The organism is Shewanella sp. SM55 (assembly GCF_025654025.1).
GTDB lineage: Bacteria > Pseudomonadota > Gammaproteobacteria > Enterobacterales > Shewanellaceae > Shewanella > Shewanella oncorhynchi.
Genome location: NZ_JAKKRS010000001.1, coordinates 556,554 through 576,473 on the forward strand (window position 1 = coordinate 556,554; position 19,920 = coordinate 576,473).

21 protein-coding genes are annotated in these 19,920 nt (G+C 45.0%); 8 read left to right on the forward strand and 13 right to left on the reverse strand.

Going from position 1 to position 19,920, the window contains the following annotated elements:
- Nucleotides 1-119: 119 nt before the first annotated feature.
- The 4 genes from L5L91_RS02465 to L5L91_RS02480 form a co-directional block, all read right to left on the reverse strand.
- Nucleotides 120-2,051 carry an HD domain-containing phosphohydrolase gene (locus tag L5L91_RS02465; RefSeq protein WP_263235590.1) on the reverse strand — a complete coding sequence of 644 codons (1,932 nt, stop codon included), beginning with the start codon at nucleotides 2,049-2,051 and terminating at the stop codon, nucleotides 120-122.
- 191 nt (nucleotides 2,052-2,242) lie between these two features.
- On the reverse strand, nucleotides 2,243-3,109 hold the full coding sequence (gene purU / locus L5L91_RS02470) for a formyltetrahydrofolate deformylase (RefSeq protein ID WP_012088721.1): 867 nt from the start codon (nucleotides 3,107-3,109) through the stop codon (nucleotides 2,243-2,245).
- Between the two features lie 165 nt (nucleotides 3,110-3,274).
- Nucleotides 3,275-4,756, reverse strand: coding sequence for a PTS transporter subunit EIIC (locus L5L91_RS02475; protein WP_263235591.1), 1,482 nt, complete (start codon nucleotides 4,754-4,756; stop codon nucleotides 3,275-3,277).
- Complete coding sequence (locus L5L91_RS02480; protein WP_113938961.1) at nucleotides 4,708-5,172, reverse strand: flavodoxin; 465 nt, start codon at nucleotides 5,170-5,172, stop codon at nucleotides 4,708-4,710. The genes L5L91_RS02475 and L5L91_RS02480 overlap by 49 nt, the downstream gene beginning before the upstream one ends.
- Before the next feature lie 121 nt (nucleotides 5,173-5,293).
- On the opposite strand from L5L91_RS02480, the gene L5L91_RS02485 reads away from it, so the two are divergent.
- On the forward strand, nucleotides 5,294-5,479 hold the full coding sequence (locus tag L5L91_RS02485; RefSeq protein ID WP_263235592.1) for a hypothetical protein: 186 nt from the start codon (nucleotides 5,294-5,296) through the stop codon (nucleotides 5,477-5,479).
- Nucleotides 5,480-5,600: 121 nt separating this feature from the next.
- Here L5L91_RS02485 and truC read toward each other — a convergent pair whose 3' ends face one another.
- Entirely contained in the window at nucleotides 5,601-6,446 is an 846-nt protein-coding gene (gene truC / locus L5L91_RS02490; RefSeq protein WP_263235593.1) for a tRNA pseudouridine(65) synthase TruC, read from the reverse strand.
- Nucleotides 6,433-6,753, reverse strand: a complete 321-nt coding sequence (locus L5L91_RS02495) for a YqcC family protein (RefSeq protein ID WP_028760615.1) — start codon at nucleotides 6,751-6,753, stop codon at nucleotides 6,433-6,435. The genes truC and L5L91_RS02495 overlap by 14 nt, the downstream gene beginning before the upstream one ends.
- 163 nt (nucleotides 6,754-6,916) lie before the next feature.
- Here L5L91_RS02495 and L5L91_RS02500 point away from each other — a divergent pair, with 163 nt between their 5' ends.
- Both L5L91_RS02500 and L5L91_RS02505 read left to right on the forward strand, forming a co-directional pair.
- Nucleotides 6,917-7,930, forward strand: coding sequence for a DUF3549 family protein (locus L5L91_RS02500; protein WP_263235594.1), 1,014 nt, complete (start codon nucleotides 6,917-6,919; stop codon nucleotides 7,928-7,930).
- Nucleotides 7,927-8,313 (forward strand): DUF3301 domain-containing protein, encoded by a 387-nt coding sequence (locus L5L91_RS02505; RefSeq protein ID WP_105249728.1) that lies wholly within the window; start codon nucleotides 7,927-7,929, stop codon nucleotides 8,311-8,313. Before L5L91_RS02500 ends, L5L91_RS02505 begins: the two co-directional genes overlap by 4 nt.
- 1,776 nt (nucleotides 8,314-10,089) lie before the next feature.
- On the opposite strand, the gene L5L91_RS02510 is transcribed toward L5L91_RS02505, so the two are convergent.
- Together L5L91_RS02510 and L5L91_RS02515 are read right to left on the reverse strand one after the other, a co-directional pair.
- Nucleotides 10,090-10,395, reverse strand: coding sequence for a DUF962 domain-containing protein (locus tag L5L91_RS02510; protein ID WP_105249730.1), 306 nt, complete (start codon nucleotides 10,393-10,395; stop codon nucleotides 10,090-10,092).
- On the reverse strand, nucleotides 10,388-11,026 hold the full coding sequence (locus tag L5L91_RS02515; RefSeq protein WP_263160672.1) for a GNAT family N-acetyltransferase: 639 nt from the start codon (nucleotides 11,024-11,026) through the stop codon (nucleotides 10,388-10,390). Before L5L91_RS02515 ends, L5L91_RS02510 begins: the two co-directional genes overlap by 8 nt.
- Nucleotides 11,027-11,176: 150 nt before the next feature.
- On the opposite strand from L5L91_RS02515, the gene L5L91_RS02520 reads away from it, so the two are divergent.
- Nucleotides 11,177-11,410 carry a DUF2789 domain-containing protein gene (locus tag L5L91_RS02520; RefSeq protein ID WP_028760620.1) on the forward strand — a complete coding sequence of 78 codons (234 nt, stop codon included), beginning with the start codon at nucleotides 11,177-11,179 and terminating at the stop codon, nucleotides 11,408-11,410.
- Between the two features lie 11 nt (nucleotides 11,411-11,421).
- Here L5L91_RS02520 and L5L91_RS02525 read toward each other — a convergent pair whose 3' ends face one another.
- Nucleotides 11,422-11,829: a DUF3192 domain-containing protein gene (locus L5L91_RS02525; RefSeq protein WP_028760621.1), complete on the reverse strand. Its 408-nt coding sequence runs from the start codon at nucleotides 11,827-11,829 to the stop codon at nucleotides 11,422-11,424.
- Nucleotides 11,830-11,992: 163 nt separating this feature from the next.
- Here L5L91_RS02525 and L5L91_RS02530 point away from each other — a divergent pair, with 163 nt between their 5' ends.
- Both L5L91_RS02530 and L5L91_RS02535 read left to right on the forward strand, forming a co-directional pair.
- The gene (locus L5L91_RS02530) at nucleotides 11,993-12,376 is read left to right on the forward strand and encodes an ELKS/Rab6-interacting/CAST family protein (RefSeq protein WP_263160673.1); all 384 of its coding nucleotides are present in this window, start codon (nucleotides 11,993-11,995) and stop codon (nucleotides 12,374-12,376) included.
- Nucleotides 12,376-13,149, forward strand: coding sequence for a Zn-ribbon-containing protein (locus L5L91_RS02535; protein ID WP_263160674.1), 774 nt, complete (start codon nucleotides 12,376-12,378; stop codon nucleotides 13,147-13,149). Before L5L91_RS02530 ends, L5L91_RS02535 begins: the two co-directional genes overlap by 1 nt.
- A 95-nt stretch (nucleotides 13,150-13,244) precedes the next feature.
- Here the strand turns inward: L5L91_RS02535 and syd are convergent, their stop codons facing one another.
- Entirely contained in the window at nucleotides 13,245-13,895 is a 651-nt protein-coding gene (syd, locus tag L5L91_RS02540; protein ID WP_263160676.1) for a SecY-interacting protein, read from the reverse strand.
- Nucleotides 13,896-13,954: 59 nt separating this feature from the next.
- Between syd and queF the strand changes: the two genes are divergently transcribed.
- Nucleotides 13,955-14,812, forward strand: coding sequence for an NADPH-dependent 7-cyano-7-deazaguanine reductase QueF (gene queF, locus L5L91_RS02545; protein ID WP_105249734.1), 858 nt, complete (start codon nucleotides 13,955-13,957; stop codon nucleotides 14,810-14,812).
- An 82-nt stretch (nucleotides 14,813-14,894) separates the two neighbouring features.
- Here the strand turns inward: queF and L5L91_RS02550 are convergent, their stop codons facing one another.
- Nucleotides 14,895-15,836 (reverse strand): LysR family transcriptional regulator, encoded by a 942-nt coding sequence (locus tag L5L91_RS02550; protein ID WP_263235595.1) that lies wholly within the window; start codon nucleotides 15,834-15,836, stop codon nucleotides 14,895-14,897.
- 123 nt (nucleotides 15,837-15,959) lie between these two features.
- Between L5L91_RS02550 and L5L91_RS02555 the strand changes: the two genes are divergently transcribed.
- The gene (locus tag L5L91_RS02555; protein ID WP_263235596.1) at nucleotides 15,960-17,948 is read left to right on the forward strand and encodes an alkyl/aryl-sulfatase; all 1,989 of its coding nucleotides are present in this window, start codon (nucleotides 15,960-15,962) and stop codon (nucleotides 17,946-17,948) included.
- Nucleotides 17,949-18,086: 138 nt separating this feature from the next.
- Here L5L91_RS02555 and L5L91_RS02560 read toward each other — a convergent pair whose 3' ends face one another.
- A complete protein-coding gene (locus L5L91_RS02560; protein ID WP_263235598.1) occupies nucleotides 18,087-18,632 on the reverse strand; it encodes a hypothetical protein in 546 nt (181 codons plus the stop codon).
- Nucleotides 18,633-18,732: 100 nt separating this feature from the next.
- Entirely contained in the window at nucleotides 18,733-19,602 is an 870-nt protein-coding gene (locus tag L5L91_RS02565; protein ID WP_317630157.1) for a 4'-phosphopantetheinyl transferase family protein, read from the reverse strand.
- Between the last annotated feature and the right edge of the window lie 318 nt (nucleotides 19,603-19,920).

Genomic DNA, 19,920 nt, shown 5'->3' on the forward strand with positions numbered 1-19,920 from the left:
TTCGATAACATGAGTTCCATAAAAAGATGCCTAAGGGCATCTTTTTTATTGTCGGTAAAATTTAGCCTACGGTTGCGCTGTCATTATCAGGCTTAAAAATAAAGTGTTTAATAAGACACTTAAATCAAACGCTCAACTTCACGAAATGCATTTCTCGTCATGGCAATAGCCCGCCAGCCGATAATCCCCAATGGCTGCTGCGCTTTGTTCACCACCACAAGATATTCTGAGTCCAAAAGATTCAACTGCAATAAGGCATCTTCCGATGTAGCCACCTCACTGATAATAGGCACCGAATGCTGCATGATCTGATGGGCTTTTTTATGCAGTGATGCCCTATCCTGCTCACGCTCAGCCGCTGTGCCAAGTAATGGGCTAAACCAATGTTCCAGTAAGCGGCTGGTGATCACCCCAAGTATCTTATGTTGCTCATCCAATACCACTGCCACCTTAGCATGGGCAGTCGTAAGTAAACGTTTAATATCAACTAACTCATGGTCGAGTGAAATCGTGACTAAAGGTTCAAGCGGCGCAGCACCAATATGATCGCTAATACTCAACTCTCGATTAATCAAAATCGCTAAACAGGTTTCGACTATCTCAGGGTCAAAAAGTGTTCCTTTACCCGCACGCAGCACTTCTGTCATTTTCTCCAGCCCTAACGATGGGCGATAAGGCCTGTGGGACAATATCGAATCGGCAACATCGGCGACGGCAATAATTTTCGCCTCATATAAAATCGCCTTATCCTTTAAGCCCGCAGGATAACCTGAGCCATCGAGCCGCTCATGATGCTGTAAAATCATCTCTTTAATGGGCCAAGGAAACTCCACATCTTCAATAATTTCAGCACCATGGAGCGGATGGGTCTGTATTAATGCGTATTCTTCTTTTGAAAGTTTTGACGGTTTTGTCAAAATCTGTGATGGAATCGCTAACTTACCAATATCATGAACTAAGGCACCAATCTTCAGCCCTTCTAAACGCAGCGGGTCTAAACCTAATTTCTCACCAATCAAATAACTTAATTGCGCCACCGACTTTTGATGCCCTGCGGTATAGGCATCTTTCAGTTCTAATGCCTCAGAAATAGCACTAATAAGCTGGGTTAACGATTGAGATAATTGTTCTTTTTGCGCTTTAATGATTTTGGACTGGCGGGATACCGCGCGCAATGTGCGTGGTAGTTCAATGCTGTGCCATAAAATGCTGGCAAAAGTCAGTAATGATCTCGCATCATTACGACTATAAGGCTCATTACGGTCGACCACGCACAGCATGCCCACTAAGCGACTGCGAAATAAAATCGGCACCGCCAAGTAACGCCCTCCAAGTAGCAGTTTATCTAAGGGCAAATCCCCTAAGCGCCTTTGGGAGTCGGTTTGGTTTTGGATGATCGGCTTATAATCTCGCACACATTCGAGCCATACGCGGCTTTCAAGTTCTGACACTTGGGTATTATCTTCAACAAAATCGGCTTGATTAGCCTCTGCGTGGGGATACTCAGAACGCGCGGCGAGTGTGAGTGTTTTTAACTTTTCGTTATGCAACAGAATAAAGCCATATCGACTGCCAGTGAGCGACATCGCCTTGGAGACGGCAACTTTAAACACTTCTTCTTGGGAGGATTTAATCACATCTTCAATGTGTTGCAGCCAAGCATCGCTGGCTTGAATCGCTCGGCGATAATCCGAATGCAATTCCTTCATCTGCGGATCTTCAAAATTGATGTCGGATAGAATCAAATACCATCCCATTTCAGGCAAAGAATGCAGCGCAAGATGCACACGTATGCCTCTATGATCTTGTAATTGAAAACCTATTTCTTGCCCACGTCGCCTCACGATATCGGCGCACAACTCGGCATTAAAGGCACTAAACAGTTGGCTAATGGGTTGATTAATGATTTGCGCCGCCGAGCGTTTGCAACGGCTGTAAAAGGCTTGGCTCATCCGTAGCACGCGAAATTGCTCATCAAGCTGTGCCCAAGACAAATTCAAACTATCGGGCAAGTCTTTCATTCCAACGATAAGGCTTTGACGAGTTGACATCCAGCACTCCAGTCTTTGATTAGAGCATGGGCGAAACGCTTTAGCGTGATATTCGCCCGAATGTGAGCACTATAAAATCTCCAATAAACATAATGATAGCTGATCCCATGACATATGCGGGCTAAAATAGGCTGAGCTGAATGTCATGTTATCGCTACGCTTGTCATTACCTTAGCGCGACTGCCTACGCTTTAGAAGACGATCGTTTTATTGCCGTACACGACCACTTGCTCGTTAAGCACTAACTGCAGAGCTTTGCTCAGCACACTCTTTTCAACATCGCGCCCTGCACGCGCCATTTCTAAGGCGCTATAACTGTGATCGACGGGAATTACGTCCTGCTTGATGATCGGCCCTTCATCGAGGCAATTATTCACAAAATGCGCCGTCGCACCGATAATTTTCACCCCGCGCTCCCAAGCCTGGCGATAGGGTGCTGCGCCGATAAAGGCTGGTAAGAAAGAATGGTGAATGTTGATGATGCGATTAGGATATTGCGCCACAAAATCAGGCGTTAATACCCGCATGTACTTAGCCAAGACTAAATAATCGGGTTCGTATTGAGATACCGCAGCCAACAGTGCTTGCTCGTGTTGAATTCGGTCTAAGCCTTCGTGACTCACCAGATGAAAGGGAATGTTAAATTTTTCGGCCAGTTCGCGCAGCGCATCATGGTTGCCCACCACAGCGGCAATCTCGACACTTAAACCACCGTAATAGGCTTTCATCAACAGATCGCCTAAGCAGTGCGCTTCTTTTGTCACTAACACCACAATACGTTTCTTGCCGGCGCTGACCAAGGTCATGTGATTCTTAGCAGGCAGCACGTCGCGCAGATCCTGCAATAACTGTTCGCTGTTAAAAATGCCCTCTAACTCAGTTCGCATAAAGAAACGCCCTTGGGCATTATCCACAAACTCACTGTTTTTGATGATATTCAGTTTATGGGTAAAACAAACACTGGTGATTTTGGCGATGAGGCCTTGGGCATCGGCGCAATCCGTCAGTAAGATTTTACGTTCTATGGATGGCGAAGTATTACCGCGAGTTTCAGTCATTTGTTGCAAAGTTGGCTCTCCTATATTGTCCCTACATCGAGTTTGCCATAGCAAATCATGCTGAACAGTATGAAAACCCTATAATGCGAAAATAAAAATGATATTTCAGAGGCTTGAATCAATAAAATGTAAAAATTAAGCAGTTAATTTTGTAAAAACACAATCCTAGCGGCGAGTATCTAAGTAACGCTGCAATACTTTACGCAGGGTTTCGGCCTTAGTGCCGTAAACCACCTGCACACCTTTGCCCATAACAATCACGCCCTTAGCACCCAACTGACTCAAACGCACCTTATTGACTAACTCGGGCTTGTGCACGCTCAAGCGTAACCGTGTCAAACAAGCATTAAGTTCAACAATATTGTCACGCCCGCCGAGCGCCGCAATAATCGCCCGTAAACTTTCTTTAGGTCCTTTACTGTCGTTATGCTCAAGCCTACCGGGAGTTTTCAAATTAAAGGCTAAAATACTCAGTCTAAACAACAGGTAATATATTATGGCGGTTAAAGGCCCAAGGAAAATAAACCAGCTGGCATTACGGGACAATGGAAATAGCAGCGTAAAGTCCACCAGCCCTTGGGAGAATACTATGCTGTGGTGAATATCCAGCATAATACAGACAAAATAAGCGAGCCCAGTGAGTAAGGCGTGAATAATAAATAGAATCGGCGCCACAAACATAAAAGCAAATTCGATAGGTTCAGTCACCCCAGTTAACCAACTTGCCGCCCCCGCCGAGAGCATAATACCCGCCACGCGATTCCGCTCTGAGGGATCAGCACAGCGCCACATTGCCAGTGCAGCCGCCGGTAATCCCCACATTTTAATCAGATAACCACCGGCAAGGTTTCCCGCCTGCGGATCGCCCGCTAAATAACGCGCTACCTCACCACGAATGACTTCGTGCCCTAATAACTGATATTGGCCCACCTCTAGGTAAAAAGGCGCATTCCAAATATGGTGTAGACCAAGGGGTATAAGTAACCGCTCTAATGCGCCATAAACACCAAAGGCGATGGCCGGTTTTTGATAAACCGCCCAGTCGGATACGCGCTCAATCAATAAAGCTAAGGGTGGCCACACATGGGCGAGTACATAACCTAGGCTCATCGCTAGGGGAATAATAAGTAAAGATGCACTGCGACGTCCCTCGAAGAAAGAGAAAATCGCAGGCAAGCGAATATATTGACTCCAACGGACTGCGAGGCAAGTGATACCACCGAGCATCATGCCACCTGCAATTCCAGTATCTAAGGTATCCATTCCTAATAAAGGTTGGGTTGGAAGTCGATACAAATCGGCCAGTGCGGCTAACGTCGCCGTCATCACCCCATAACCAAACACTGCCGAAAAGGCGGCAATGCCTTGATCGCGACAAAAACCAATAGCGACAGCCACGGCAAATAACATCGGCATAATGGCGAAAATGAGTTTGCCCACCGCCAGCATCAGCACTGTCAGCTCTTCGGGCATAAAAGGAATTGGACTAACGGTTAAGCCGAGCATAACCCCAGCGGCGGGTAAAATGGCAATAGGAATAAGCAGCGCTTGGCTTAAGCGCTGGGCAAATTTAAACCACTGTAGATTGACGAAACTACCTAAGCGACGAGCTCGGTTTTGACGACTTGATTCCAGCGTTCTAGCCATTTTATCGCTTCAACCTCAGGTTCCATGGTTTCACAGGCATCAATTTCGAGTAATTCCACTAGCGGCTTAGCGCCAAGTTCACTCAAGAGTGCATCTACAGACTTACCTGCACCGCAGAAAGTCTCATAACTTGAATCACCTAGAGCTATCACACTGTATCTAAGCTCAGGTAAGTAGGGTGCTAAATGTTTAAGATTATGGTACCAAGACTGAATATCATCGGGTAAGTCCCCTTGCCCGGTCGTCGAAGTCACCACCACTAACAATTCATCCTGAGGAGGAATAAAGCTTGCTACCTCATTAGGTTGCCACAATGTGACATCATAACCTAAAACTTGCATTTCTTTCTCTAGGGTTTCAGCGGCAAATTGTGCACTACCATATACAGTGCCAAACACCAGATTCACCTTTTTCATGATACACTCCACATCGCGTTGCAAACCTTATTAGGCTGACCTTACTTTATTGTTCAGCGTATGAGCAAGCTAAGGCGCAAATTTTTTATAAATCAAGCCATTGAGCGTGAGAAAATATCTAATGCGACAGTCCACCCGCCAAAAACACCTCAAGCAGCACCACAAAACAACCCATATTCGGCGTAAAAACTACTTCCACTCCGCCCAGCAAAATCTCATATCGCCACTTGCACTCACGTCTGGATTCTCAACCTTAGCCGTCATGATGCAAGAGCTGCGGCCACAAACGCCACAACTCCACGATTAAGCAATCCACCTCGTTTTAAATTCGATGACTTTAGTTTCAACAACAAAGCAAAGTAAATGCACTTAATTTTATTCACGCGGCTAAGTTGATATCACCATATCAAGCATTGGCCGCTTGCTGTTCACGCCTCTTGGGCGATGAATAACTCAGCTTGTTGACTCAAGGTCGCCTCGTCCCAACCTAACTCGGCAAACACAGTTTCCCACTCGGACTCGAGCTCGGTTTCTATGCTGAGCCGAGTTTGAGTTATAGGGTGTGTAAAGGTGAGTTTTTTTGCGATAAGCCACAGGCGATTAATACCGAAATGCTCACGAAAAAATGCATTTTGCTTACCATCGCCATGAGTGGTATCACCGACGATGGGGTGGCGTAAATGCGCCATATGTCTTCTGAGCTGATGCTTACGCCCCGTTTTAGGGCTCAAGCGTACCAGTGCGAAACGGCTAGTGGAATATCGACCCGAAGGATACGGAATTTCAGTATTGAGTAATGGCTCATAAGCCGTCACAGCTTCCTGCGCGGCTTTGTTAGGATCGGCATTCTTATCGCCTAATTCATCCAACTCAACCTTAAGCGCATAATCTAAAATACCGCTCTCATGCATATTACCGCGCACTAAAGCCAAATATTGTTTTTCAATCGTATGGGAGGCAAATTGCTCACACAGAGCATTGGCCACTTCACTACTCTTGGCAAACAAGAGCACGCCGGATGTCGGCCTGTCGAGACGATGTACAGGAAACACATGGCAGCCCACTAAGTCACGGGTCAGCTGCATGGCAAAAAATCGCTCCCGACGCGCTAAATAACTGCGGTGGACCAATAAGCCTGCGGGTTTATGAATTGCCACTAAGTGCTCATCTTCATAAAGAATTTCAATCTCAGGCGCCTGCTCTTCTGAATCATCCTCTTGGGATACATTCACTGCATTTTCAGGCGTTTCAAGCCAGGTATCATCTTGATTCATTTAACAACATATCCAATTCATTCAATAGGCTAATTAAAGTTTGGCGCGGGGGCATATCCAGCCAAACATGTTCAGCCATAGGGGCAATCGCAATTTGAGTCGGCAATGGCGCCCCCGTTTCGATTAAAGTCTGCATTCTAGGCAGCAAAATAAACTGCAGCCACTGCTCAAGGGGCATAAGATCACAGGCAAAAGGTGCTGTGCTTGCCATTGCAGCGGCAGAAGGCGCTTGCTCAGACCACAACTCGGCCGCTTGCAGCGCGTGGGTAATCTGAGCCAATTTAGCTTGGGTTTGACTGTATAACATAGCTTTCAGATCCATTCTCATATTAGCCCTGTGTGATTCGAAAACTTCCCACAATTCACTGGCCGAATAGGTCGATTAAAGTGCCGCAATCATACCATCCAGACGCACTTCCCCCTATAATGGCGCCAATTTATTGAGCCTCTTTGATTGATATGGCAGCCAAATGACTGAAATTACAACTTTAAGCCAGTTTTTAACCACAGCCAAAACCCAGTTCCAAGTGTATGATCTTGGCCGTAGGGTGCAACATATTGATATGCTCGCATTTCACCAAATCGAATCTCTGTCAGCCCCTTATCCTTATCCCATTCAAGGGCATGCACAATTTGCTATTGTCTTTTGGGATGCGAGCCAACAACACTTTATTTGGTTTCTAAAACTGGCGTTAGATGAGCAAGGATTACTGTCGCCTGCACCGCGCTCACAATTTATCGAAATGATATTAGCGGCATTAGGGCAAGATCCCACTCAGCCACTCAGTGATGAGCAGCAAGAACGACTCGCGAATAATCCGTTTAATTTCAAGCCAAGCCAGGAAAAACTTGCCGTATTTAACGCACTCGTTCGTAAACAACTTGGCCAGCGCGCTTCATCACAATACGAGTTTGCCGTGCAATATCTGTCAGGCCAAATTGCCCCATCACAATGGCAACATATTGGAATGCAAGGCATAGCTGATGTGTGTGTACGCGCAAAAGAATTTGATCATGAGCAGCACTTGGTATCGAGTTTTGATACAGCCGCCATTGAAGTGCAAATCGCCCTATGCCAATGTCTTGAACACTTACTGATTAGCGACACACTCGCCGATAAGATTCTCGCGAAACTTCAAGACACAGCGCCAGAACACCAAGCCTATTTCCTTCGCGCTCTGGCTTCTAGCGCTAAACACAGCCAAAAAGCGTTTGCGCATCTACACGGCCAATCCTCTTTAGATACCAATGCCCTCATCAGCATTGCCGGACGTAACTGGTCGGTATTAAAACAAGATTCAAGTCGCAGTCTTTACTTAGAAGCTTTAGCACTGCAGCCCCAAGCCTTTTTTAATCAGGTCTTTGCTGATATTGTGGCTATTCCTAGTTTGCGCAATCAACTACTAGGCGAATTAAGAAATCCCAATCGAAGTGTTCAACTATCACAAGCCATAGGTGGTTTGTTTAAGGCAGCTAGCAAATGATGTCAGATTTACTGTTAATTATTGGCCTCGTCGTGATTGCCGCATTCTTTTGGCAACTACGCCAAATGGCAGAGTTGAGCCGTATTTTTGCCGAAAAAGAATGTTGGCGACAAAAAGTTCAACTGTTAGCCATTGCCATGGAAACTGCCCGCCCAAGTATTGGCGGCACCACGGGAATTTGTTGGAAGGCGAAATATTTATTTGAATTCAGCACCGACGGCATTAACCAATACCGTGGCCATATTTGGATGCAAGGCAAGAAAATTCAAAAGATTGAATGGCCTATCTTCCCTGAGCCTGAATGGCATGAAGCCCCAACGTCACAGGGTAAGTTTGGCGGGTGTGGTACGCAAAGTGGTTGTAACTCAGGCAAATGCCATTAAGCTTTTATCGACAATGTTGGCTCAAATAAAATGTGAGCCAACATAGAGAGCAAGACATCATTCTTTTTTATCGTAAATACGGCTAAAAAATAGCTCACTGAAAAAGCTAAAAAAGAAAGGGCGCGGCCCTAAAGCCACGCCCTCCTATTCTCTGTTAAGCTATCCCGCTATTTTTGTGCTCCCTGCACCATCCATGCGTCAATCTGCGTCCTGCTTCATCCCTGCTCAATCCTTGAGGTCCTTGTACTCATGTACTTCCCTATCTCTTGGTCATCCAGTCCCAAGCTTGCTCTTTCCTGAGCGGTTCCATCATCATCCATGAAACGGGTATTGCATCCATTCAATTGCACTCCCTGTGCCATTGCCATCCTATGCAATGAGTCTATCAATCCTTGATAGTCTCCCTTCCTTGGTATTGGCTCTCTTTCATCCTGAAAGGCCTATATCCCTATCTTTCCTTAAGTCACATTCCTTAGTCACTGTTCGATCATCCTGATCGCAAACATCCTGTTGCCCGTAACTCCTTCTACAAGATGAATTCTACGCCAACCAACAAAAGTACTCATTGTGGATTATTTAAAATGTTAACGAAGATGGTGAGTTCAACTGATAAGAAACAGACTAACTTACTGATGTAAATAAAAATAATAACCAGCCACAAGACGTAACCACCCTTTTGACTTACAAATTACTTACATACTTGTGAGAGATCTCTTACACGGAGGATGGCAATTCGAATCAAAAGTAAGCAAAGCGCTAGATGTTCTCCCCTGAAGGACTTATGCATAAACCGCTATCGCTCGAAATTCGACAAGCATTCGGCGCATGACCAAAACACAGTCAACACAGAGTAAATCATTGGGCAATAAGAGAAGTAAGACTGGTAAACATGTTTTACGGCAAGATGTCTTTAAGCAGCGTTAAGATAAAGTCTGTGTGAATAGCGTTATAGCGTGAATAGTGTTATAGCTTGGCAAAGCCAGATTAATGCGGAAAATGAACCAAAGAAAAGGGCGCAACTAAAGTGCGCCCCATTTATCCTTTGTAAGCCGTCCTGCTCGATTTGTGCTCCCTGCACCATCCATGCGTCTACTTGCGTCCTGCGTCGTCCCTGTAATTCCTTTTCGTCCCTGTGTATCAAACTTACGTGAGATAACACTCAGTCCCTTGACCTGTAAATCCTTTTTACAGAGCCTGTCACTTCCTATGACGTATTCCTATTGCATCCTGCAAAATTTATTTTCCATAGATTAGTACAAGCTGTTCACCCTTATACTTTATCCTTATCTCGATACATCCTGTTTCGAGTTCATGCTTAATCCTTAAGCGTGTCCTGTATTCTTCCTGAAATTCATCATCCTGACGATACAACTCACTGTCCCTAATCATCCTTGAAAAGCAATCCTGCTTTTCCTTAGCCTATCCGAGGCGAATGACAGTTTTCCTACCGTCAGCGATTTCAACCTTGAAATCTTAATTCGTTGCTTCTTGCGTCCCTTTGGCCTGTTTCGCTTTCCTTGCTATCCATTTGCTTTGGCCATGAGTGAATTTTACGTTAACCCTAATTTTACGTTAACCCTAACTTTTTTGTTCGGCTCAAAGAACGGACTACAAAATTAATTACGGACCAACCAAAGGAAAATAAATACAACCCAATGATTCTATTTAAAATTAAATACTGCAGGACAAAAAACAATCAAAAAGAAAACATTATGTCCTACAACGTTTGTAAGCGATCTCTCACACGGGCATGGGCATCTCACTCGGGCAATTTTTTTAACGTTTAAAAAAGCGGCGGATCATCTGAGCAAACATCACCCAATCTGCCATCAAACTGTAAAAGGGATACTGAAATGTCGCGGGTCGATTCTTCTCAAATACGAAGTGTCCCACCCATGCAAAACCGTAGCCAACAATAGGAATAAACCAACATAGCCACCAGGCTTGTGAAACCAAGGCAATGCCAATCAGCAGCAGAACTAAACAACTGCCAACAAAGTGTAATTGCCGACAAGTCGGGTGCTGGTGTTGGGATAAATAGAAAGGATAAAAATCGGCGAAACGTTTATAAGAGTTAGTCATCTTGTTGAACCGAATAGAATAAAAGCTGGCCATGGACACTGCCAATACTCAGCTCGCCTATGGATACAAAGTCATGCTGAGTAAACAGTTGCAAGTGGTTCTCCTGAGCGACAAACACACCAATGCCATCCAAATCAGGCTGCTCATCACACCAACTCACCACAGCTTGCACCAACTTATGTCCAAGTCCTTTGTGCTGTTCATTTGGTGCAAGAGCAATAAACTGCAAAATACCGCAGTGCTTACTGGGTAAAAGTTCAATAATACTGGACTCTTTGTTCATTAGTGCTTGAGTCGATTGCCAACCTGTACCTAACAACATCTTTAAGCGCCAATGCCAATAACGCCCTTCCCCTAAAGGCACTTCTTGAGTAACGACACAGGCTAACCCAAAGAGTCTTTCATGGTCGAATAAACCAATGAGGGCTTGTTTTTGTTGCCATAACGTATTGAGTTCTTCCCTGATTGCGGCGCGCAATTTTTGCTCATAAGCGGCTTTGTCTGAGGTAAAGAGTGAATCGACAAAAAAAGGATCATCATGGTAAGCGTTATAGAGAATAGAAGCGGCAATGCGTAAGTCTTCCGCGGTCAAATAGACTGCGCGGCAGTCCTCCAGAATTTCATTGTCCATCGTTAGCATTCCTTGACTTAGCTCACACTTTTTTATGCGTAACTGTTAATCTACCAAGGAAACTAAAAAGTGCAAATTTTAATCATAGATTGCATTTTTCAATCAGGCGCTTACTCTAAACGAAGGCACTATACTGAAAAGGAAATAATGATGGATACAACTCCAGTAGACTTAAGCCACTTGTTTGAGCAACTCGGTTTAGACAGTAGCGACGAGGCCATAGCGCAGTTTATTGCAACCCATGATATCGACCATCACATCCATTTAAGCCAAGCGCCCTTTTGGACCCCAGCCCAAAAGAGCTTTATCATTGAAGGTTTAGAAGCCGATGCCCTCTGGACTGAGCCCATTGAGCAATTAGACACTCAGCTACGTAAACGATAAGACTCGTTGGTTCAGATTTTACCGTAAGCCGTTTCACCCCAACCCACTAAGGCATTGTTGCTCAGCACGATAGGCGTGCATTCATCCTTAGTGGTTTTTCCATCGCCATTATTACGCTGGGTACGATAAAACAACACTAAGACTTCTTTATTGGCTTCACCTTGTTGAGCACTTTGTTGAATATAGGCTTCACTAAAATCAGCGGTGCCCATTAAGATCATCACTTGGTCTTTAGGCATGCCTAAGCTCAGTTTGGTTAAGTTAGTGCGATTTTTATCCTGCACTTTCTCCCAAGATTCGCTGCTATCCCAGCCCGATTCTCCATCACCGACATTGACCACGCAGCCGCTAAGACCTAAGCTTGCGAGCCCTAAAAAAGTGATGGCGATAAGTTTGTTATTCAATTTATGGTTCATCATGTGACATCCTGTGTAATTATTATTGAAGCTTAAAAATGGTATTTCGGCTGGACAATAAGCAAAATAAATGCCACAAGACAACATACTGTTTTTAAATGAAAAAATTAATTATTATTTTAAAATTGGTTTAAACAATTCAACAAATTAAGGAATTTTGCTAATTATGAGTCCCCTTGACCAAGTATTAGCGGCCGCACGTTCGCTCGAAGCCTGCGGTAAAGTACCGAGCCTTGCCTTAATTAAAACCCGTTTAGGTAGTAGCCTACCTTTACCTATATTGATCCAAGGCTTACAGCAATTTAAATCTATGCCTAAGGCGGATCGCGAGCGTTTAGCTGAGTTGCAAACTATCAGCCCTACAACTGACACTCCCGCAACTAACGATACCTTAACCCTTGCAGTGCTCGCCGAGCGCATGCAGATGCAACAGGCGTATTTTGAACGTCATGCTGAGCAGCAAAAAACAGAAATAATGCAATTAAAAAACGAACTGCTTGAACTTAAACAACGCATCAACTTATTAGAAATCCAAGGAAAAACAGCTTAATGTTTGTCACTGAACTGCGCTTCGAATGCTTCGCCGACACCACGATATCTGCCGCCGAGAAGGCCATTAATCAGCTCCTTGAAGCCTATCGAGCTAATGGCCAAATCTTAGGACGAGAATTTGCGGTCGCCTTTAATGACGGTGAGTTTAGAGTGCGTTTATTGATGCCAGAGAAAAGCAGTTTAGCGCACAAATATCACAGCCCTTGGGTCAAAAAAGCCTTAGTAGAATTAACCGACGCTAAACTACTCGCGCCGCGGGAAAAGTTTATTGGTCAGGATATCAATTCTGAAGTAAGTAATACCGAAACACCCAGCTGGCAACTGCTATACACCAGTTTTGTGCATATGTGCTCGCCCCTACGCAGCGGCGACAATTTATTGCCCATTCCCCTGTACCGTATACCCGCAACCTTTAATGGCGATCATAAGCGTATTATCCGTTGGCAGAGCGAATGGCAAGCCTGCGACGAGCTGCAAATGGCGGCGGCCACTAAGGCAGAATTTGCCGCGCTAGAGGAATTATCGAGTCCTGACAGTGATTTATTTCGCAGAGGTTGGGATTTGCGCGGTCGTATCGAATATCTCACTCAGATCCCGACCTATTACTACTTATATCGCGTTGGCGGCCAAGATTTGGCCTCAGAAAAAACGCGACCTTGCCCACGTTGTGGCAGTCATGATTGGAAACTCGATGAACCTTTATTAGATATGTTCCATTTTCGCTGCGAGCCTTGCCGCATAGTGTCGAATCTGTCTTGGGATCATCAATAACACCTGTTTATCCCCTTGCAGAACTCAACCTAAGATAAGCCACGCTTAGGTTGAGTTAATACTTAGGTTGATAATAAAAATTTCGCTCACAGAAGTTAACGCTTACCGAAAAGGTTTTGCCACATACGTTTAAAACTGGCGAAAATACCAGGATGTTCTAATGCGGACATAGGTAGTTCTTCATGTTTAACGGGTGGTGCTATCCGTGGCGATAATGCTTCAATAAACGCAGTCAAACTCGAGGACAATTGCTCAGATTGCACTTCACCAGGGATTTCAATCCATACGCTACCATCACTGTTATTGATGGTGAGCATTTTATCTCCCTCATCTAACAGACCGATAAACCAAGTCGGTGACTGCTTCAGTTTCTTCTTCATCATCAGATGACCAATCAGGTTTTGTTGCAGGCAGTTAAAATCGTCATCATTCCAGACTTGCAGTAACTCCCCCGTGCCCCACTTAGAGTCAAATAATACTGGTGCGGAGAAATAATGACCGTAAAAATCATTGATCTCTGGCCATAAAGTTAACTCCAGTGCATGCTCTACATTGGCGAAACTGCCTTCAACTTTGCGTTTCACTGGCTGCCAAGAAACGGCCTGTTCAAGATCCGGTTGAAATTCGCCTTGAATACACACAGAAGGCTCACCCTGTGGGTAATAACGCGGTAGTTCACCTAAACTCGTTAAGTAAGCTTGATGATAGTTTTGCAAAAATTTATCGAGTGCGGGCAGACAAGACACTTAAGCACAATCCAATTTCAGGTATAATGTGCGCCTATTTTGACATGGAAACAGTATTGATGACACAGAATCACGATCCCTATAGTGATGCGCAAGCGCTTGTTGGCCTGACTTTAGGTAAAGCCACCGACTACCAAGCCGAGTATGATGCGTCGCTGCTGCAAGGGGTTCCACGCTCACTAAACCGTAATGCTATTGCACTCACTGGGACGTTACCGTTTCATGGTGCCGATATCTGGACGGGTTATGAGCTGTCTTGGTTAAATGCCAAAGGTAAGCCTATGGTGGCCATAGCTGAATTTCATTTAAGCTATGAAAGCCTGAATCTGATTGAGTCGAAATCGTTCAAACTGTATCTCAATAGCTTTAATCAAACCAAGTTTGATAGCCTAGATTCACTGCAAAAAACCTTAGTGCAAGACTTAAGTCAGTGTGCTCAAGGTGATGTTAGCGTTAAGATTATCGAGCCCAAAAGCTTTGGTATTCAGCGTATTATTGAGTTACCTGGCACTTGTATTGACGATCTCGATATTGAAGTCAGCGATTATAGTTTTAATCCTGATTACTTAGTTAACAGTACAGACGATAAGCAAACGGTCGCGGAAACGCTTAATTCAAACCTGCTGAAATCCAACTGTTTGATCACTTCGCAACCCGATTGGGGCAGCGTGATGATCCGTTATCAAGGCCCTAAAATCGATCGCGAGAAACTGCTGCGCTATTTGATTTCTTTCCGCCAACATAACGAATTCCACGAGCAATGTGTCGAGCGAATTTTCGTCGATTTAAAACGTTTTTGCCATTGCACTAAATTGACAGTTTACGCCCGCTACACGCGTCGCGGTGGTTTAGATATCAACCCTTATCGCAGTGACTTCGAGCAACCTGGTGAAAGCCACAGACTCGCAAGACAGTAATGACCTTCCTAGGCTATTAGATTAACAATCTGAGATAGAAAATAAGGTTTAAAAACTGCAACAAAGCTCTGAATTGCTAGCCCTAGCTGCTCGCTAGATTCAGAGCTTTTTTATTCACAGTGTTTGCACTCGCATTGAGCAATAAACGCCGTAGCCATTGGTGGCTCGGGTTTTGGGTATATTTACTGCTCCACACCATATACAAATCAATTGGCCGAGTTTTCAGGGGCATAGGTAAAATCTGTAAGCCGAACATCTCAGCGTACTGACTGGCGTACCGCAAAGGCGCTATGCCTATCGCCTCACTTTTGCCGACAGTTGCAAACATACTCAATAGAGATGATTGCTCACTGTACATTTTGCGCCTTGGTAACACGCCTTCGGTAAACAAATCCCCTGCAGTCAAATTAAAGCGCCGCATATTTAAAAAGACGTGTTTCTCCTCAAAATACTGCCCATGGGTGATAGCACCTTGAATACGAGGATGCTGCAAACTGACGATACAAACGAGGGTTTCGGTGAAGAGTAATTTGCTCGAGAGCAAACTTTGCTGCGCGGGCTTAATGTCTATCGCAACGGCGACCCGCTCAAGCAAAATATCGCGATATAGCTCATCCTCCTGCGGCGGCGACTCGCGGAAAATGACTTCAATATCCGCATTCTGTAATAAAGCCTGCACGCCTGATTGCAGCGCTTCGATAACCGACTCATTAGCATATACATAAAAGCGCCGCTGGCTCGAGGTGGGATCAAAATGCTCAAACCCCAACAATACGGTTTCAATATCCGCCATGGGCTGCTCAAATTTACGGTACATCTCCCGTGCCACCGATGTAGGCTCAATTCCCCGTCCAACTCGATTAAACAGCGACTCCCCGACCCAAGCCCTGAACCGGCTTATCGCATTACTCACGGAAGACTGAGTTAAATCTAACTCCTGTGCCGCTTGGGTGAATGAACGAGTACGGTAAACCACCATAAACACGCGTAATAAATTTAAATCTAATGGCTTTCGTGTCGGCATAAGGGAGTGCACTCATTCACTATATGAATATTACAATCCAAGCTAACTCGAGTTATCTAAATACACAAGCTGGCTATACTCAAACCATCAACGACACTATCCCACTTTTTGGTAGGTAAAATAATGCAAAAATCTTTGATGACAATGAGTATTATCGCCAGCTTCTCTTTAAGCGCCGTGGCTGCTGAACACGAGCATGAACATATTAGCCTGCACTATCAGGGAAAGCCTGCCACCGAGCAAACCATTGCGGTAAACAAAGCCTCAGCAGCAAGCCTTAATTTTGCCGATAAAAAAGCCTTTGAAGAGTTTTCTAAAAATCTTATTGCTGAACTAGATGAGCCAACAGCAGCCATTTTACGTGCCGATTTCAGCTTTATTGGCGACAAAACCCCAGACACAGTAAACCCTTCACTTTATCGCCAAGCCCAGTTGAATATGGTGTCTAACGGCTTATACAAGGTCACAGATGGCATTTATCAAGTGCGTGGCACAGACTTATCGAACTTAACCCTTATCCGCGGTAAAACGGGCTGGATCCTTTATGACGTACTGCTGACCAAAGAGTCAGCAAAGCAATCCCTTGAGTTTGCGCTTAAACACTTGCCCGAGGGCAATGACTTACCCGTAGTCGCGATGATTTATTCCCACAGTCATGGAGATCATTTTGGCGGCTCCCGCGCAATCAAAGACATGTTCCCAAACGTCAAAGTCTATGGTTCCAATAACATCACCAAAGAAATTGTCGACGAAAACGTCCTCGCTGGTAATGCCATGAGCCGCCGCGCCGCCTATCAATACGGCGCAACATTAGAGCGAAACGATCAAGGCATTGTCGATGCCGCACTTGCTAAGGGACTATCCAAAGGCGAAGTGACCTACGTTAAACCCGATGTCACCTTAAATGCCAAAGACAAGTGGGAAACACTCACCATTGATGGTATCGACATGGTGTTTATGGATGCCTCAGGCACAGAAGCCGCCTCAGAAATGGCCACCTATATTCCCTCAATGAAAGCATTGTGGACCGCAGAGCTCACCTACCACGGCATGCACAACATTTATACCTTACGCGGGGCAAAAGTCCGAGATGCGATAAAATGGTCTAAGGATATCAATGAATTACTGACCCATTTTGGTAATGATGCACAGGTTATATTCACTGCCCACTCAGCCCCCGTATTTGGCAATACTGATATAAACCAATACTTAAGAATGCAAAGGGATAACTATGGCCTAGTGCATAATCAAACCCTGCGTTTAGCCAATAATGGCGTGGGTATTCAAGATATTGGCGATGCTATTCAAACCACTATCCCTAAGGCTGTGCGCGATACTTGGTACACCAATGGTTACCATGGCACCTACAGCCATAATGCCAAAGCCGTGTACAACATGTACCTTGGCTATTTCGATATGAATCCCGCCAACTTAAACCCACTACCGACAAAAGATGAAGCGACGAAATTTGTGGAGTATATGGGCGGAGCTAAAGCCGTCGTGAAACACGCCAAAGCCGACTATACCCAAGGCGAGTACCGTTTTGTGGCCACCGCACTCAATAAAGTCGTGATGGCAGAACCTAATAACAAAGAGGCAAGACAATTACTTGCCGATACCTATGAGCAACTGGGTTATCAAGCCGAAGGGGCTGGCTGGCGCAACATTTACCTCACTGGCGCCCAAGAGTTACGCGTAGGCATTCAACCTGGCGCGCCTAAATCGGCCTCAGCAGATATTTTAGGAGAAATGGAAATATCGACCCTATTTGACTTCCTCGCCGTAAAAGTCGATAGCCTCAAAGCTGCTGAACTTGGGCTAATCCGGCTTAATGTGATTAACCCTGACACCCAAGAAACGCTCTATGTTGAACTAAGTAACGGTAATTTAAGCAATATTAAGGTTGATAAACCGATGGAGGCCGATGCCAATCTTTATATTGATAAACGCTATATTACGGGGATTTTACTCGGAAAAGTCACACTTAAAGAGTTACTGGCTAAGGGTACTGCCAAGTTAGAGGGTGATAAAGATGCCTTCGGTAAGATAGCGTCGACCTTAGTAAAGTTCGATGAAAGCTTTGAAATCGTCCCACTACCAAGCACGAAATAACCAAATTAATGCCCTGAATCTTCAGGGCTTTTTTATGGATAAAAGACTGACTAGCGTATATTCGCCTTGAACGGCTCTAGCACTGGAGGGCATCATCCCAAGTGATTCAGGATATATTGTCAGATTAACAAAGCAGAATTAATTCGCAGACTCTGGCGTTGGGACTGAAGTTTTGCACTCAAGCAATAACTGCTGAAAATGCGCACCTAAGTCTTGTTGGGCAAATTGCTCGCTCGCAGTCGCCATTTGCTTAAGGCTTTGTAAGGCTTGATCTAAACCTTGTTGCTCGATAAGGCTTTTAGCATAGGCCGCCGCATCGGCGCCCTTTTGCAGCAAGCTCGCGACCTGATCAAAACTGATGTCTTGCTCCATTACTTTCTGTAAGTCCCCCAGCAGCTCTGCCACCTTAGCAGACTCCACCAGCGAGCCTTCAACATTGACTAACTTACCCAGCGGATCTTGGCTGAGTTTTTCAGCCACACAGGCCGAAACTGTGCCAGCTGCCGCGCTTTGCGCCACAACATCTAAGCCATTGGCACGAATTTGCTCAACCACTTGCTGCAACTGTGGATCTTGGGCTAACCAAGCCTGCTCCAATTGCTGCTTTTCATCTCCACCAAAATAACCACAACCAGATAGCAACACCATCATAGTGGTAGGTATTAGGCACTTAATCCGTTTCATTGTTAAACCTCATTTATTTCATTCAAATTCAAATTCAAATTCAAAATATTATGGGCGTGACTATACCCAGCAATGTTTAACCGAAGATGAATAAGACAAGTTAACCATAATCTGCAAGTAAGGCTTCTATGCTGCTCAGTTGCGCCGTTAGCATTATGGAAATCTCGGTGTTGCCAGCATACCCTAAGCTCACGGCAAAACGGTATTCCTCGGTCAAACGCCCAAAATAGGTTTGCCAATACAATGAACTTGCATCAATGGTTTGCAGCGGGATATTAGGATAGACACTCAGCAAAGGCGCCACACCATAGAACGGCATCAACGCTGCATCTTGGCATCTAAGCTCAACCGATCCGGCTACCAATTGCTCGAATGGCTTAAGATCAAAGCCGAAGGATTTAAGCGACTGCGCTAAACCTAGGCCAGTCGCCTTAATATAGGATTCCTTTAACGCCCATAAATCGAAAAAGCGCTGCCGCTGACTCGCTTCATCGGCGAGAGCTAATAAAGCCGCAGTTTCTTGGGGAGAAAAATAGTGATTTAGGATTGGATAGATATCCGTCTTCGGCCGTGACCTTTCTATATCGACTCCAAATAAACCAGACTCAACACCATGAAACTGAGTCACACCAATCAATAACCAATCGCCGCTATGGCTTAAGTTAAACTCAAGCCCCGTTTGCTGTTGCAATTTTGCCGTTAAACTCGGCTTACCCTTAACGCCATATTCAAAACACCACTCGTGTGGCGATAAATCAGCATAGCGAGATAACACGGCCCGCAACGCTGCCCTGACCTGTAATCCCTTCATTTGCGCCTTGGGATCGCGATAACGCGCGACCTTAGCGAGTTCATTATCACTTAACCAAGACTGAGCGAGTGATGTTTGCGGCAATGAAATATCGCTCAGTGGAATAAAAAATAGATCCACATTCACGCCGTTTTTGCTAGATGTTCTGGAGTCGGTCATTTGAGAGCCTTGCAGGACAAAGCCTTGCGGCTGATGGTTATCATTGTCTGGCTTTTGGGAGAGCACTTAGCAACATTCTTATCTGGGTTCATCATTATTTGAGTTCATTATGCATCTTAAATAGTTTCAACTAAGCCCTATTTCAATTCTTAGCCACACTCTAATAAGAGCAATTCTTAGCAACTCTCTAATTAGAGCAATTCTTAGAACGACCCTGAACGCCATCCTAAGCGCCAATTTTTGCTGCAATTGCACCAAGGTTTTGCGCCCAAATTAACAGGTTTAGCCGCACAGTCTCATTCATGACGAAAGGGACGT